Source organism: Planomonospora antibiotica, assembly GCF_014647955.1.
Taxonomy (GTDB): domain Bacteria; phylum Actinomycetota; class Actinomycetes; order Streptosporangiales; family Streptosporangiaceae; genus Planomonospora; species Planomonospora parontospora.
In genome coordinates this window covers 48833-64846 of record NZ_BMQE01000041.1, presented here as the reverse complement: position 1 = coordinate 64846, position 16014 = coordinate 48833, and the positions used below count along the sequence as shown (strand labels likewise).

12 protein-coding genes are annotated in these 16014 nt (G+C 69.3%); 8 read left to right on the top strand and 4 right to left on the bottom strand.

What is annotated here, in order from left to right; all coding sequences use genetic code 11:
- Nucleotides 1–476: RNA-guided endonuclease InsQ/TnpB family protein (locus IEZ06_RS27980; protein WP_189239669.1), on the top strand; the 476-nt coding region annotated here is incomplete at its 5' end.
- Nucleotides 477–728: 252 nt separating this feature from the next.
- On the opposite strand, the gene IEZ06_RS27975 is transcribed toward IEZ06_RS27980, so the two are convergent.
- The 3 genes from IEZ06_RS27975 to IEZ06_RS27965 are packed head-to-tail and all read right to left on the bottom strand — an operon-like array spanning nucleotide 729 to nucleotide 3557.
- Nucleotides 729–1031: a hypothetical protein gene (locus IEZ06_RS27975; RefSeq protein ID WP_189239668.1), complete on the bottom strand. Its 303-nt coding sequence runs from the start codon at nucleotides 1029–1031 to the stop codon at nucleotides 729–731.
- A 7-nt stretch (nucleotides 1032–1038) separates the two neighbouring features.
- Nucleotides 1039–1668, bottom strand: coding sequence for a hypothetical protein (locus IEZ06_RS27970; RefSeq protein ID WP_189239667.1), 630 nt, complete (start codon nucleotides 1666–1668; stop codon nucleotides 1039–1041).
- Nucleotides 1665–3557 (bottom strand): hypothetical protein, encoded by a 1893-nt coding sequence (locus IEZ06_RS27965; RefSeq protein ID WP_189239666.1) that lies wholly within the window; start codon nucleotides 3555–3557, stop codon nucleotides 1665–1667. Before IEZ06_RS27965 ends, IEZ06_RS27970 begins: the two co-directional genes overlap by 4 nt.
- A 595-nt stretch (nucleotides 3558–4152) precedes the next feature.
- Between IEZ06_RS27965 and IEZ06_RS27960 the strand changes: the two genes are divergently transcribed.
- From IEZ06_RS27960 to IEZ06_RS27930, 7 genes are all read left to right on the top strand, one after another.
- Entirely contained in the window at nucleotides 4153–7641 is a 3489-nt protein-coding gene (locus IEZ06_RS27960) for a DEAD/DEAH box helicase family protein (protein WP_189239665.1), read from the top strand.
- Nucleotides 7638–9188 carry a restriction endonuclease subunit S gene (locus tag IEZ06_RS27955; RefSeq protein ID WP_189239664.1) on the top strand — a complete coding sequence of 517 codons (1551 nt, stop codon included), beginning with the start codon at nucleotides 7638–7640 and terminating at the stop codon, nucleotides 9186–9188. The genes IEZ06_RS27960 and IEZ06_RS27955 overlap by 4 nt, the downstream gene beginning before the upstream one ends.
- The gene (locus tag IEZ06_RS27950; protein WP_203872198.1) at nucleotides 9185–10771 is read left to right on the top strand and encodes a type I restriction-modification system subunit M; all 1587 of its coding nucleotides are present in this window, start codon (nucleotides 9185–9187) and stop codon (nucleotides 10769–10771) included. The genes IEZ06_RS27955 and IEZ06_RS27950 overlap by 4 nt, the downstream gene beginning before the upstream one ends.
- A 57-nt stretch (nucleotides 10772–10828) precedes the next feature.
- Entirely contained in the window at nucleotides 10829–11473 is a 645-nt protein-coding gene (locus IEZ06_RS27945) for a hypothetical protein (RefSeq protein WP_189239663.1), read from the top strand.
- A gap of 126 nt (nucleotides 11474–11599) precedes the next feature.
- Nucleotides 11600–12193, top strand: coding sequence for a MarR family transcriptional regulator (locus IEZ06_RS27940; protein ID WP_189239662.1), 594 nt, complete (start codon nucleotides 11600–11602; stop codon nucleotides 12191–12193).
- On the top strand, nucleotides 12190–12654 hold the full coding sequence (locus IEZ06_RS27935; protein ID WP_189239661.1) for a hypothetical protein: 465 nt from the start codon (nucleotides 12190–12192) through the stop codon (nucleotides 12652–12654). The genes IEZ06_RS27940 and IEZ06_RS27935 overlap by 4 nt, the downstream gene beginning before the upstream one ends.
- 212 nt (nucleotides 12655–12866) lie before the next feature.
- Nucleotides 12867–15074 carry an MMPL family transporter gene (locus IEZ06_RS27930; RefSeq protein WP_229798789.1) on the top strand — a complete coding sequence of 736 codons (2208 nt, stop codon included), beginning with the start codon at nucleotides 12867–12869 and terminating at the stop codon, nucleotides 15072–15074.
- On the opposite strand, the gene IEZ06_RS27925 is transcribed toward IEZ06_RS27930, so the two are convergent.
- A complete protein-coding gene (locus IEZ06_RS27925; RefSeq protein WP_189239659.1) occupies nucleotides 15007–15996 on the bottom strand; it encodes a YbgA family protein in 990 nt (329 codons plus the stop codon). The two genes, IEZ06_RS27930 and IEZ06_RS27925, sit on opposite strands and share 68 nt — an antisense overlap.
- Between the last annotated feature and the right edge of the window lie 18 nt (nucleotides 15997–16014).

The window sequence follows — 16014 nt, the reverse complement described above, 5'->3', positions numbered from 1 at the left end:
GCCGCCGCAAGGCCGTCGCCCGGGTCGCGGCGCTGCACGCCACGGTGCGGCGGCAGCGCCTCGACCACGTCCACAAGGTCGCGAACGCTCTGGTGGCCGCCTACGACGTGATCGTGCACGAGGCGCTGAAGGTCGCGAACATGACGCGCTCGGCGTCCGGCACGATCGAGCGGCCCGGCCGCAACGTCGCGGCCAAGTCCGGGCTGAACCGGTCGATTCTGGATGCGGGTTGGGGGGTGTTCCTGACGGTCCTCGCGCACAAGGCTGAAAGCGCCGGTCGAGAGCTGATCGCGGTCGAGCCCCGCAACACCTCCCGCACGTGCGCCGAATGCGGGCACGTGGCGAAGGAGAACCGCCTCACCCAGGCCGCGTTCGCCTGTACGGCGTGCGGGCATGCCGCGCACGCCGACGTCAACGCGGCGGTCAACATCCTCAGGGCAGGGCTTGCCCTTCGTGAGGCTGCGCAAGCGGCTTAGCGAGAAGCCGCTCCCTTCAGGGAGCGGAGGAGTCACGACGCTCTCCTCGGACCTCGATTGATCACTCTGCTGGTGATGCTAGATGACGTACGAGGATTTTTTGATCTTTATGTGGATCTTCTGGGGACGCGGTGCCGTTTTCCGGGTGGTGCCGCTTCCCGGGCGGGACGCGGGGTGGTGCGGTCCGTGGAACCGGGGACGGGGCGCTCCGCCGGATCCCTGGACGGGTCGGATCCCGGGATGGGCCGGATCTCACAGCAGGCCGTAGCGGGCGCCGATGGCCCTGGCCTCCTCCTCGGTCACCTGGCTCGGAGTCCGGGCGAGGGCCTGGCGCAGGTCGGAGACGACCTTCTCGCCTGAGGCGCGGACGCGGGTGCGGTGGTGGGCGAGCCGCTCGTCGAAGCGCTTGGCCGCCGGACCGGTCCAGACCTTGCCGGAGTGGAACGCCTGGAACGGCGTCTCAACGGCCTCCTCGACCTCCTCCAGCAGCGGCTCGACCGTCCGCAGCGCCTCTCCCAGCGCCTCGTGGAGCGGATTGGGCACCATCTCGGCCATGATCCGGTCAGTCCTCCGTGGATGAGGGGGAAGCGGCCTCCGCGGACGGGCTCGCCGACGGGCTCGCGGCCGGGTCTGCCGTCGGGGCTCTGGCATCGGTGATCAGCTTCGGCGCGATCAGCTTCATCATCGCCGCCACATCGGCGGCGTTGTCCCGCCCCTCGACGCCGATCTCCAGCTTGACGGATAGCCATGATCCATCGCCGAGAAGGTGGGCGTACGCGGCGTTGTTCTCGCCGCTTGGGGATTTGAAGTAAGCGCCGATGGACCCGGGAACAATCTCCGGCAGGGGAGTGGCACCATCATCGAGATACTCCTCGATCGCTGCCCGATCCTTTCCTGGCGACAGGTCGATCACCAGGACGTTCTCCTGGTCGCTTCTCCGGCGGACCACGCAGACTCCCATGTCCAGACTGCCGTCGCTGGTGAGATTGAAGCGACCGCGGGCTAGTGGGCCGCGCACACCGGTCATCAGCTCCACCGCCTTCAACGGAACGTGGTCGCAGATGTACGGCGGGGCGGCCACGGTCGGCAACGGAGTGCGGTCGACCGAGGCGGTGTCCCCGTTCTGACATGCGGCCGACAAGGTCAGTACGCACATCAGTGTCATGACCAGAACGAAGGGCCGGTTCATCATGATCCGTATGGGGCGAAGCCGTTGGAGAATCCTTGGTCCAGGCGATTCTCGGCATCCCGCCAACGTTGTCCTGCGGGTCCGCTGAGCCATCTCTGATAGGCCTCCAGCTTCCGGTCTTTGTCGATGTCGTTGGCGGCCTTCTCGTCGATCATCTCTTCCCTGGTCATGAGAGTCCGGCCGTCCTCCTTGAGGAAGTTGTTGGGGTTGTGGCGGGGATCGTCTCCCTGCTTCATGTCTTCCAGGGAGGCCCAAGGGTGTGTCGAGGCCGGAGGTTCGGCGGAGCCGAACAGGCCATGCTTGAGCATGGCCCGAGCGGTGAGGTCGTGCACGAGGTTCCGAGTGCGGTCGACGGTGGTATTTGCGGCCTCGCGGGCGTCGCTCTCCGCATTTCCCTTGACGAGGTCCTCGGCCAGCCCCGTCCACGACCCCACGACACCGGACACGATGGGCCATGCGCTGGCCTGCGGGATGGCAAGACCGGTGTTGAGCGCAGCCAGAAGCACTTTCGTGTTCCGCTTCTGCGCTTCGTCCAGCTCCTTGCCCTCCTCGATCTTGATCAGTTCGGCCGCGTCGGTGATCAGGCCGAATCCTGCGCCGATCTGTCGCGCGCTGGACAGAATCGCGTCGTTTCTCTGCCCGGCATCCGTGTTCTGGGCGGCATTGTCGAGAAGCCATCCGGCGAACGCCGTCTGAGCAGCGGTCACGAGGGAGAACGCTTTGGAATCCGCGAACGCGTCCTTCATCACCCGGCGCAACTCCGTCTTGTCGAACTGAGCTCCCCAGGGGTCCTGCCCGCGCGCGTTGGGATTGTCGGCACTTCGCACTCCGGGCACGGAACCATCGCCACTTCTCTCGGCGACGTGGTTGACGTCCCGGATGTACTCCGACAGCACGAGTCCCGTGAATGTGGGCTTCACCGCCGAGTCCGGAGGTTGGCGGTTCTTGATGCGTTCGGCTTCCAGATGGATGAACTCGGAGGCGAGTTTCGCCGACCAGTAGCCGCGTGAGGGATTGTCCGGGGTGCCGGAGTGGTCACGGAAGCGGAGCATGGCGGCTTCCAGGGCCTTGCCCAGGGCCGCGCCGCCGTCGTTCATCGTCCCCTGGGTCAGGTAGCGCTTCAGCGCGGTGGGATCGCCGATGAAGAAGTCCTGGGCCGCCTCCGGATGGCGGCCCAGCGCGTTCATCACGTCCACCATGGCCTGCGGCTCCATGGCCTTGACGTACCTGGCCCCGTCGACCTTCCTGGCGACGTCGACGAGGAAGGCGGTGGAGAAGGTGCCGTGCTTGAGGGCCAGACTGATCGCCTGGTAGTTGCGGCGCTGCTGCCAGTGGTCGCCGGACTCGGCGGTGAAGGCGTCGCGCCAGGCCTTGTCCAGCTTGGGGCTCGCCGTACCCAGGGCCTTGCTGAGGGCGGTCTGCAGCCGCTGCGACTTCTTGTCGCGGTTCTCCGCAGCCTCCGCCATCGCCTCGCGGAACGTCGCCGCGCCCAGGGTGGTCAGCAGGGCGGTGGTGAAGGCCGCGTCCCCGGTGCGTTTCTCCAGCTCCGCCACGGTCTTGGCGTCGATCTCGCCCTTCTCGGCGGCCTCGGCCAGCCTGACCGTGGCGGCGTAGACGTCGGGGTCGCGGGCGGTCTTGCCGTACAGGGACTCGTCGAAGGCGGCCAGGCCGCCGGGCAGACCGGAGGAGCCCCACTCGGTGCGCTCCGAGCGGATCGCCTCGCTGCGCCGCCGCAGGTCGGGGCGGCTGGAGCCGATCCAGCTCTGCGCCTCGCGCAGCGCTGCCAGCGCCGAGGTGTCCAGGTCGAGCTTCTCCAGGGCCGCGCGGACGCGGGGCTCGCCGCGGCCGAGGGCGTCCTCCGCCCGGCCGAGCCCGCGCTCGAAGTCGTCCATCGCGGCGGGGTCGATGCCGGAGAACTCACCGCCCACCCCCTGCGGCCCGGTCGAAGCGGTGGGCGGGTGCGGACGGGCCTGCGGGCCGGAGGCGGGCTTGGCGGGTGGCGGAGACGACGCGGTGCCGGACGGGGGCGCGGACGACCGGGAATCGGGCGCGGGGGAGGGACTCGGCGTACGGCCGCCGGCCGCGGAAGAGGAAGCGGAGGAGGAAGCGGAGGAAGAAGGGCTGGGCGTACCGCCGTCGGTCGCGGGACCGGCCGACCGGGACGCGGGCACGGAGTCGGCGGACGGAGCCTGGGGACCGCCGGTCGGACCGGTGCCGGAGGGGACCGGCGACGGTGACGGATAGGGGTGGGCCATGAGGCGGCGGACTCCAGCGTGGTCGGTGAGAACGCAGGCGGGAAATGCCAGCCTACGTTTCATCCGCCTCCGGGCAAAGGGCTTTCACATGTCCAAGATGGGCGCCGATGCGCTTATCGGCCGTGCCGCCGGTCACCATGCGGTACATAAAGGGATGAATTCCCAGTGCGCGTCCTTTGATCCGGGATAGGATTCGGCATTCCTGATGCCGGGGCGAAGACTGCGAGGGTGCATGAGCGACAGGGTTCGGGAACTGGCGAGCAGGTCGGCGAACTTCGGTTTCCTGCTCGCCCACGAGCCGCTGCTCGTGGTGTACGGCGCGGGCGCCGAAGCGGCCGTGTTCACCGACCCCAACGCCGCCCTCGTCAAATGCCGTCAGTTCATCGAGGTCCTGACGACGGAAATGGTGCGCAGGACCGGAATCCGGGTCGCCGGAGAGAATCGGCTGGAGAGCCGGATCCACGCGCTCTCCGACAACGGTGTCGTCACCCGCCCGGGGGCCGACGCCCTCCACGAGGTGCGGCGGGCCGGGAACAGGGCCGTCCACGCGCACGCCTCCGACCGCAGGACCGCGCTCGACTGCCTGAACAAGTGCTTCCAACTCGGCCAGCTCCTCCACCGCGCCATCACCGGCGACCGCAAGGTCATCGCCTTCGTCCCGCCCCAGCCGGCGGCCGACGTCACCGGGCGGCTCCGGGAGGACCTGGAGCGCTACCGGCGCGAGCTCGCCGAGGCCAGGCTCGTCCTGGACGGCAAGCGTTCGCTGCTGGACGCCCAGGCCGAGGCGCGGGCGCGGGCCGAGGAGGAGCTCGCGCGGGCGCAGAGCGAGCGCGACCGGCTGGCGGCGGAGCTGGAGGCGCTGCAGAGCGCGGTGCAGGGGCTTCGCACGGAGTTCGAGGGCCGCACCCCGGACCGTGTCTCCGCCGACCGGCGCAAGGCCTTCATCGAGCAGGCGCGGGCGCCGCAGCCCCTCACCGAGGCGCAGGCGCGGCGGGAGATCGACCGCATGCTCGGTGAGGCCGGGTGGATCGTGCAGGACCTCGCCCGGCTCAACCCGCTCGCCGATCAGGGCGTGGCCGTACGGGAGTTCACCTTCACCGGGGGCAGCTCCGACTACGCCCTCTACGTGGACGGCAGGATCGTCGGTGTGATCGAGGCCAAGCGCGAGGGCACCACGCTCACCGGCGTGGAGTGGCAGAGCGCCCGCTACGCCGCCGCGCTCCCGAAGGAGTACGGCATGGCCGCCTGGCGCAGGGACATGCCGCTGCCGTTCCGCTACGAGAGCACGGGCGTGGAGACCCGGTTCACCAACGGCTTGGACCCCGAGCCGCGCTCCCGTCCCGTCTTCTCCTTCCACCGGCCCGAGACCATCGCCGCCTGGATGGACGAGGCCGATGGGAACCCGGAGGCGCCGACCTTCCGCGCCCGGGTACGGCGCATGCCCGTCCTCGCCGCGGCCGGTCTCCGCCCCGCCCAGGCCGACGCGGTCAACGGGATCGAGGCGTCCCTGCGCGCGGACCGCTCCCGCACCCTCGTGCAGATGGCCACGGGCGCGGGCAAGACGTTCGCCGCCGTCACCCAGTCGTACCGGCTGCTCAAGCACGCGGGGGCCAGGCGCGTGCTGTTCCTGGTCGACCGGAACAACCTCGGCGACCAGGCGGCGGCGGAGTTCCGCAACTACACCACCCCCGACGACGGGCGGAAGCTCGCGGAGCTGTACACCATCCAGCGGTTGGCCGGCGGCGTCGTGCTGGCCTCGACCAACGTCGTGATCACCACCATCCAGCGGCTCGACCTCGCGCTGCGCGGCGAGCCGGTCCCGCCGGAGGACGACGACCCGCAGATCGACGACTACGTGCCCGAGCGGCCGGTGGACGCGCGCTACAACCAGGGGCTGTCGCCCGAGAGCTTCGACCTCATCATCGTGGACGAGTGCCACCGGTCGATCTACGGCAAGTGGCGGGCGGTGCTCGACTACTTCGACGCGCCCATCGTCGGCCTCACCGCCACCCCCACCGCCCAGACGCTCGGCTTCTTCGACCGGAACCTCGCCTCCGAGTACACCTACGAGCAGGCCGTCGCCGACCGGGTCAACGTCGACTACGACGTCTACCGGATCCGCACGAAGATCAGCGAGAGCGGAAGCAGCATCCCGGCCCTCGACGAGGAGGGCACGCGCGTGGTCGTGCCGGTCCGCGACCGCCGCACGCGGATGCAGCGCTACGAGGAGCTGCAGGAGGACTTCACCTACACCGGCGAGCAGATCGGCCGCTCGGTGCTGGCGAAGGACCAGATCCGGCTGATCCTGCGGACCTTCAAGGACCGGGTGCTGCCCGAGCAGTACGGCGGGCGCACCACCGTGCCCAAGACGCTGATCTTCGCCAAGAGCGACGAGCACGCCGACGACATCGTGCAGATCGTCCGGGAGGTCTTCGGCAAGGGCAACGACTTCGCCGCGAAGATCACATATAAGTCGAAGGCGCTCGGCAACGACCCCAAGAAGCTGCTCCAGCTCTTCCGGACCAGCGCCGACCTGCGGATCGCCGTCACCGTCGACATGATCGCCACCGGTACGGACGTCCGCCCGCTGGAGATCGTGTTCTTCATGCGCGGGGTGCACAGCGCCGTCTACTTCGAGCAGATGAAGGGCCGGGGCGCCCGTACCGTCGATGAGACCGAGTTCCAGCAGGTCAACCCGGACCGTACGGCGAAGCGCAAGGACCGCTTCCTGCTGGTCGACGCGGTCGGCGTCACCGACAGCCCGCTCTGCGACGCCCGCCCGCTGGAGCGCGTCCGCTCGATCAGCCTCGCGGACCTGCTGGCGAAGGCCGCGAACCTCTCCATCGACGAGAACGAGACCGCCACCCTCGCCTCCCGGCTCTCCCGCCTCGACCAGCAGATCGGCGACGGCGACCGCACCGAGCTCGCCAAGGTCGGCGAGGGCACCACGCTGAGGGAGATCGTCCGGCGGCTCGTCAACGCCGTCGACACCGACGAGCTGATCCGCGCCCAGGACACGGGAGGCGAGGCGGCGGTCAGGGAGCGGCTCAAGGAGGCCGTCGCCCCGCTGGCCGGCAACCCCGAGCTGCGTCAGCGCATCCTCGACATCCGCCGCCAGTACGACACCGTGATCGACGAGATCTCGGTCGACGAGCTGATCTCCGCCGAGGGCGTGGACCGGGCGCAGGAGGCGGTCCGGTCGTTCCGCCGGTTCATCGAGGAGAACCAGGACGAGGTGATCGTCCAGCAGCTCCGCCACGGCAGTGGGCCGAGGCTGTCGTACGGGCAGCTGGAGGACCTGGCCAACCGGGTCAGGCGGCTGCCGAACGTCTACGACGTCGACTTCCTCTGGCGGTCGTACGCGGAGATAGGCGAGGCTCCGTCCTTGGGGAAGGGCGAGGCCGCCGTGACGGACCTGGTCTCCCTGCTCCGCCGTGAACTCGGCGTCGACCAGAAGATCCGGCCCTTCCGCTCGATCATCGAGGAGCGCTACGCCGACTGGCGTGCGAAGCAGGAGCAGGCTGGCGTAACCTTCACCCCGGAGCAGCGCTGGTACCTCGACAACATCGTGGACGTCATCGCCACCAGCGTCGAGGTCACCGTCGAGGACCTGCACGGCATGCCGTTCGACCAGCGCGGCGGCGTGTACGGCTTCGCCGACGCCTTCGGCGACCGGGCCGAGACGATCCTTGACGAACTCAACGAGGAGCTGACCGCGTGACGGACCTCCCCCCTGGCTGGGAACAGGCGACTCTGGGGGATCTTCTCCTCCGTATCGAGGCCGGGAAATCCTTCACCTGTGAACCTCGCAGAGCCGATGCCGATGAGTGGGGGATCATCAAGGTCAGCGCCATGACCTGGGGAAGTTTCCGCGAAGAGGAGAACAAGGCGATTCCGTCGGGGGTTGGGTTCGACCCCGCGTATGAGATCAAGCCGGGAGACATCCTCCTCAGTCGGGCTAACACTCAAGAGTATGTGGGCGCTTCCGTTCTGGTCGGTTCGTGTCGACCTCGTTTGCTGCTGAGTGACAAGAGCCTTCGCCTCGTCCCGTCGTCGCACGTCGATCGCCGATGGTTGGCGCTTCTGCTTAGTTCGCCGTCGATCCGTGGAGAGATTTCATGCCGTGCGACAGGTACGAAGGACTCCATGCGGAACATCTCACAGCCCTCACTCAGAGAAATCCGTGTTCAGGTGCCTCCATTGGTCGAGCAGAAACGGATCGTTGCCTCTCTGGAAGACCATCTCTCTAAACTGGATGTCGCTCGTAATTATTTGAACGATGCACTGCATGGAGTCGCTAAACTCGTCAGGAAGATTCGGTCGGTAGAATTCTTTGGACCCTATGTCGGTGGAGGTGTGGAGCTGCTGCCAGGCTGGCGTTGGGGCACCCTTGAAGATGTTCTTGAGGGAATCGAGGCCGGAAAATCCTACGCTTGCGAGCCGCGTCATGCCGCTGATGACGAGTGGGGCGTGATCAAGGTTAGTGCGATGACCTGGGGAGAGTTCCGGGAGGGCGAGAATAAGGCCGTCCCTCCTGGGAAAGAATTTGACCCCCGATATGAGGTCGTTCCCGGCGATATCTTGGTGAGCAGGGCGAATACGGCAGAATATGTGGGTGCTCCGGTTCTTGTAAGAGAGTGTCGTCCTCGTCTGCTCTTGAGTGACAAGAGCCTTCGCCTGTGCGTGCGCCCCGACGTGTCGAAAGAGTGGCTCATCCAGCTTCTGTCCTCGCCCTTCGTTCGCGATCAGATATCGGCTCGGGCGACGGGTACGAAGGATTCGATGAGAAACATCTCTCAGAAGGCGCTTCTCTCGGTCAGAATTCCCATCGTTCCCCGGGAAGAACAAGATCTGATTGCGGCAAGGATTGAAGCAGGTCTCGATAACGCTTCACGGCTGAAGGGTGAGGTGGTGAGTGCGATCCGGCGAACGGAGCTGCTTCGTCGGGCTCTGTTGAGAGAAGCATTCGCGGGCAGATTGGTCCCGCAGGACCCGTCCGACGAACCCGCCGCCGAGCTGCTGGCCGGGATCAGGGCCGAGCATGCCGCCCAGCCCAAGGCCGCGCATGCCCGCCGTACCGCTCCCAAGAACCCCAAGGCGTCCGAGGACGTCGCGGCCCCGCCGGGCGGGAGCCGTACGACCTCCACGGCCCCGGACGCGGGCCTTGCCGTCCCCCGGGCCACCGAGGCCCCGCCGGACGCGGGCCGTACCGCATGGCCGGCCGCCACCCCCGCACCGACCGGATATGAGCAAGGAGAACTGCTGTGACCACGACCGTGCCCGAGAACGAGGCGGCGGAGCGGGCGGCCGAGGCGGCGCGGCAGGTGGAGGCGCGGCGGCTCGCGGACAAGATGTGGAGCTACTGCGACGTGCTCCGCGACGCCGGCGTCTCCGCGATCGACTACGTCGAGCAGCTCACCTACCTGCTTTTCCTCAAGATGGCCGACGAGCGGGCCAAGCTGCCCGCCGCCCTCGGCGGCGAGCGGATCCTCCCGGAGGGGATCAGCTGGGACGCGCTGAAGGCGCAGAGCGGCGACAAGCTGGAGAACACCTACCGGCACTTCCTCACCGAGCTGGCCAAGGAGGAGGGCACCCTCGGGGTGGTCTTCCGCAAGGCGCAGAACAAGGTGCAGGACCCCGCGCTGCTCAAGAAGCTGATCGTCGACCTCATGGACAACGAGACCTGGGGGCGGCAGGGCACCGACGTCAAGGGCGACGCCTACGAGCAGCTCCTCGCCCGGAGCGCCACCGACGTCAAGTCCGGCGCGGGGCAGTACTTCACGCCCCGGTCGCTGATCACCGCCATGGTCGACTGCGTGCGGCCGACCCCGGACGACACGATCATCGACCCGGCCTGCGGCACCGGCGGCTTCCTGCTCGCTGCCAACGACTACATCCGCAGGCACCACGGGAGCCTGACGCCCGGCCAGCGCCGCCGCCTGACGCACGGCGAGGCGTTCCGGGGGGTCGAGCTGGTGGACGGCACGGCCCGGCTCGCCGCGATGAACATGCTGCTGCACGGCATGTGCCGGGCGAACGGCGCATCGCCCATCGAGGTGCGCGACGGGCTGGCGGCCCCGCCGTCCACGCACGCCTCCCTGGTGCTGGCCAACCCGCCGTTCGGCAAGAAGTCCGCGATCACCGTGATCGGCATGGACGGCAAGGCGACCCGGGACGACATCGCCTACGACCGGCAGGACTTCTGGGAGACCACCACCAACAAGCAGCTCAACTTCGTCCAGCACATCGCCCGGCTGATGGCGATGTCGGGCCGGGCCGCCGTGGTCGTCCCCGACAACGTGCTCTTCGAGGGCGGCGCGGGGGAGGGCATCCGCCGCAGGCTGCTCAAGGAGTACGACGTGCACACGCTGCTCCGGCTGCCCACCGGCATCTTCTACGCGGGCGGCGTCAAGGCCAACGTGCTCTTCTTCGACCGGAAGCCGGCCGCCGAGGAGCCCTGGACGAAGCACCTGTGGGTCTACGACTTCCGCACCGGGCAGCACTTCACGCTCAAGCAGAACCCGCTCCGCCGTGAGCACCTGCAGGACTTCGTGGACCGCTACCTGCCGGGCGGGGACCGTACCGAGCGGGTGGACACCGGGCCGAACGGGCCGTTCCGCCGGTTCTCCTACGAGGAGCTCGTCGCGCGGGACAAGTGCAACCTGGACATCTTCTGGCTCAAGGACCCGAGTCTGGAGGACGCCGACGCGCTCCAGCCGCCCGAGATCATCGCGCAGGAGATCGTCGAGGACCTGGAGGCGGCGCTGAGCGAGTTCGCCGCCATCGCCGAGGCCCTGCAGAGCCGGGCATCTCAGCGGGATTCCGGAAGTCCGTTGAGCGAAGATCAATAGGCGGCGTATCCTCGGCTCGGCGTGCCCGTCCCGAGTCCCCGAGCCGAGGAACCCCGCATGCCTCCCACCGAAGCCTTCCAGGAGTTCCACCGCAACCTCGAATACGCCCGCGACCTGGTGAACGGCGGGCGCCGGCTGGAGCAGCTCAAGGTCGGCGCCTTCGACATCGGCGACATCTACCGGGCCGCCTGGGTGCAGGCCGTGGCGGCGCTCGACCACTGGGTGCACCAGGAGATCTACAGCCGTGCCGTACGGCTGGCGCAGCAGCCCGGTGTGGAGCGGCCGGACCGGTTCAACAGGCTGCAGATCCCGATGGAGCTGTTCGAGCGGATCCACCACCACGAGGCATCGCTGGGCGAGGCGTTCCGCGAGCACCTGGAGGCGACGCTCGGCTATGTCTCCTACCAGAACCCCGACCGGATCCAGCAGGGGTTCTCGCACGTCAGCAAGGTCAAGCTCTGGCCGAAGGTGGCGAAGGTCCTGACCGAGCAGCGGACCGACGGCCGGCAGATCACCGGCGAGACGGTGGTCCAGAAGCTGAAGGCGATCACCGCCCGCCGGAACAGGATCGCCCACGAGTCCGACCGCGACCCCGCCGCGCCGACCGGCAGGCGGAGCATCACGGCCGCGGAGGCCACGGACACGATCTCCTGGCTGGAGATGACCGCGGCGGCCATCCTCGTCGCCCTCGACGAGAGCTGACGGCACCGTTCCGAGCCATCCCCGATGGGATTGTCCTGGCCACGCAAGCCAACATCCGGCACGGACCGGATTGAAGCGACAACTCAGAGTGATGTCTATGCCATAGATGCATAGTACTATTCATTTATGAGAGAGCACCCTCCTCTCCTGCTTCCGCTGTTCCGGTCCGGTGCCGTCGGCGAACTGCTGGCCTGGCTCTACCTCCATCCGGAGCAGGAATATTCGACGACCGAGCTCGCCCAGCGAACAGGTGCGTCCCAGGCGACGGTGAGCCGCGAGGCGAACCGGTTCGCCGCCGCAGGACTGACCTCGGAAAGACGACACGGAAACCTCCGGCTCATCAGGGCCGACACGGACACGATCGTTGCGAAGCCGCTCACTGATCTGCTGGCGGTGACCTTCGGACCGGCAGCCGTCCTGCCACCTCTCCTCCAGCCGATCTCCGGCATCGACGAGGCCTATGTCTACGGTTCCTGGGCCGCCCGGTACGCGAACCAGGCGGGGCCGCTCCCTCGCGACGTCGATGTCCTCGTGGTGGGAACCGCGGACGAGGACGAGCTGTACGACGCGGCGCGGGCGGCGGAACGATCCCTCGGCCGTGAGGTGAACATCAGCCGGATCTCACCTGCGTCGTGGGCCGCAGGTCCGGAAGATCCGTTCGTGACGTCTCTGCGCAGCAGGCCCCTCTACCCCCTGATTCGGAAACGGAGCACTTCATGAGGTGGATGCAAGGGCGTGGCCGGATCGACGAGATGCTGGCCTCGGGTCAGCTGGAACGGGTGCCGCCGAGCCGAGAACACGCCGACACCCTGCTGGCGCAGGCCGAGCGGCATATCGAATTCGCTCGCAGCGGGTTCGAGACGGATCCCACCGGCGCCTACCAGCTTCTCTACGACGCCTCCAGGAAAGCGCTCGCGTCGATCCTGGAGAACCAGGGACTCCGTGCCACCAGCCGGGGCGGGCACCTCGCGGTACTCGACGCGGTTACCGCCCAGTTGGATCCGCCCCTGGGCCAGGCGCTCCGCTCCTTCGATCGGATGCGTCGCCGTCGCAACAGCGCCGAATACCCTCGCCCTGAAACTCCGCAGATCACTCCCGACGATGTCGTGCAGGACCTGGTGAAGGCCGAGCAGTTCCTGGCGCTCGCTGCCAAGGTGCTGGATCAGATGAGCCCTTATTGAACCGGTCGGCGATGAGCGGTCCATGATGAGGGGGAGCACGGCCATAACCAGACGGTGGACATGCGGAGGTCCGCTCCGCTTCCGAAAGACGGTGCCCCTCCGGCGTCCGGCGGTGCCGGTGGTGTAACCGATCCCTCGTGGGGGAGGGCCGTCCCGGACGGTCCGTTCCCGGGGCTGCAACCGCGGACGGCCGCGGCGGCGAAGAAGCCCGTGTGAACGGTGGCGGTTCCCACTACGGTGGCGGTTCCTTCCGGAAGGCGGGCGCGGTGCGGGGCTTGAGCGCGGCGGTGTGCGGGCGCAGGGGCAAATGGGTGGTCCTGGTGATCTGGCTGCTCGTCGCGGCCGGGGCGGGCGTGCTCGGCGGCCGGCTGGAGGAGGTGCAGCGCAACGACCCGGCGTCGTTCCTGCCCGCCGAGGCCGAGTCCACCGCGGTGCAGAACGCGCAGCGTGCCTCCGCGGCGGGTGACCGGGTCCCGGCGATCGTGGTCTACGAGGGCAGGCCGCCGGCGGAGGCCGCCGCCGACGCGGAGCGGTTCGCCGGGCTGGAGGGGGTCGCCGGGCAGGTGTCGCCGCCGGTCCCGGCCCCCGGCGGCGGGGCCGTGCAGGTGGTGGTGCCGCTCGACGGGAGCGACTACGACGTGCTCACCGCGGCGGTCGACCGGATCCGCGAGATCACCGGCGACCGGGCGTACGTCACCGGCCCGGCCGGGCAGAGCGCCGACGCGATCGAGGTCTTCGGGTCGATCGACGCGACGCTGCTGGCGGCGACCTCGGCCGTGGTCGTCCTGGTGCTGCTCGTCACCTACCGCAGCCCGCTGCTCTGGCTGATCCCGTTCTTCTCGGCGGGCGTGGCGCTCGCCTGCTCCCGGGCGGGAAACTACCTGCTGGCTGAGTACGCCGACCTGACCGTGAGCGGGCAGAGCGGCGGCATCCTGCTGGTGCTGGTGTTCGGCATCGCCACCGACTACGCGCTGCTGCTGGTCGCCCGCTACCGCGAGGAGCTCGCCGTACACGAGGACCGCCACGAGGCGATGGACCTCGCGCTGCGGCGGGCCACCCCGGCCATCGCGGCCAGCGCCGCCACCGTGGTGGCCGGGCTCTGCTGCCTGCTGGTGGCCGACCAGAACGCCACCCGCGGGCTCGGCCCGGTCTGCGCGGTCGGTGTGGTCTGCGCGCTCGCCGCCATGCTCACCCTGCTGCCCGCGCTGCTCGTGGTCTTCCCCCGCGGTGTGTTCTGGCCGAAGGTCCCCGTGTACGGCGGTGCGGCCGAGGGCGGGTCCGGTCTCTGGGACCGGGTCGGCCGGGTGATCGCCCGCCGGCCCCGCGTCGTCTGGATCGGCACCGCCGCGGTCCTGGGCGCCATGGCGCTGACGCTGCCGCTGACCACGGTCGGCCCGCTGGCCGAGGCCGATGCCTACCGCACGGCGCCCGAGTCGGTGCGCGGCGCGGAGGTCCTGGACCGGCGCTTCGGCACCGGCCAGGAGGGATCGCTGCTGGTGCTCGCCCCCTCCGGCGAGGCCGGGCGGATCGCGTCGGCTGTGGCCGCGGACCCGGGCGTGGAGCGGATCGGCGGCCGGGACGCGGGGGCCGGGCGGCCGGAGGCGGGGGAGCCCGGCGGGCGGCCGGGCGAAGGGGACGCCGGGGGAGAGACCGGCGGAGAGCGGCCGGGGGCCGGACCCGAGACGGTGGACGGGCGGGTCCTGCTGCGCGGCACGCTGAAGGACGCGCCGGACAGCCCCGCCGCCTACGAGACGGTCGAGCGGCTCCGGGAGATCCCCGGCGCGCTGATCGGCGGCACGGCGGCGGTCAACCTGGACGGGAAGCTCTCCTCCGAGCGGGACCTGCGGGTGGTCGTCCCGCTGATCCTGGGGGTCGTCCTGGTGATCCTGGTGATCCTGCTGCGCGCGCTGGTCGCGCCGCTGCTGCTGATGGCCACCGTGGTGCTGTCCTTCGCGGCGGCGCTCGGGGTGAGCGGCCTGGTCTTCACGGAACTGTTCGGCTTCGCCGCCGTGGACACCGGGGTGCCGCTGCTGGCCTTCGTCTTCCTGGTGGCGGTCGGCGTCGACTACAACATCTTCCTGATCACCCGGATCCGGGAGGAGGCGGCGGTGCGCGGCACCCGCGAGGCGGCTCTCGCCGGCCTGTCCGCCACCGGAGGGGTGATCACCTCGGCGGGCGTGGTGCTCGCGGCCACCTTCGCGGTGCTGGGCGTGCTGCCGCTGGTCGTCCTGGCGGAGCTGGGCTTCGTCGTCGCGTTCGGCGTCCTGCTCGACACCTTCGTGGTCCGCTCGGTCCTGCTCACCGCGCTGACCCTGGACGTGGGCCGGTGGATGTGGTGGCCGGACCGCGGGCTCACGCGGGAACGTGGTTCCGCAGCCGGAGCCGTTCGGGGAACGGCGCGAAGTACGTCTGGTCCCTGACGTAGGAGGCGGCCGCGCCGCGCGCGTTGTGGCGGAGCAGGGCCAGCGGCACGCTGAGCGCCACCAGGCCGGCCTGGTAGGAGGCGATGACCTCGGCCAGGTCGGTCCGCCGGACCGGGTCCAGCAGGTCGCTCATCATGCCGGCGCAGTGCTGGAGCACGTTGACGTGGCGGCCGACGCTGGCCTTCCTGACGAAGGCGGTGCGGAAGGCCTCGGCGTACCGCGCGGCCAGTTCCGCGCGGCCGAGCACGCCGGCGTGGGCCACGATCCGGCCGGTCTCGCGGTAGACGTCCGGGTCGTGGGAGAGGATCTGCATCTTGTGGCGGGCGTGGAAGGCGACCAGGTCGCGCGGGTGCCAGTCGCTCTCCAGCAGGGCCCGGAGCCGGGCGTTCGCGAAGATCCGCTCGACGAAGGTCTCACGGATCAGCGGGTCGTGCAGCCGTCCCTCGTCCTCCACCGGCAGCAGCGGGTGGGCGTCGAGGATGCGGCCGGCGAACACGCCGCGGCTCCGGCGGTCCACGGCGGCGGTGCCCGCGTAGACCGGGATGCCGTGGATCCCGCAACTGGGACTCTTCGACTTGAAGACGTAACCGTCCACGTCGAGGGTGCGCGCCCGTTCGGCGGCCAGGTCCGTCATCTCCTCGGTGAGGTCGCGCCCGGTCTTCCTGGTCACCAGGTGCGGCCCTTCGGGGGAGCGCTCCAGGCGGAGGGTCTCGCGCGGGGCGCCCAGGCCGATCGCGATCTCCGGGCAGATCGGCACCCAGTCGACGTAGGGGTCCAGCTCCCCGCTGAGGAACCTGTCGCGGCTGTGGCCGCCGTTGAAGCGCACCATCTCGCCGATCAGGCAACTGGAGACCGCGACACGCGGCCGGACCTCGTCCTCCTGGTAGTGATTCGTGGTGGTTATGGGATTTATGTCCATATCTGGTTCCTGCCGCTG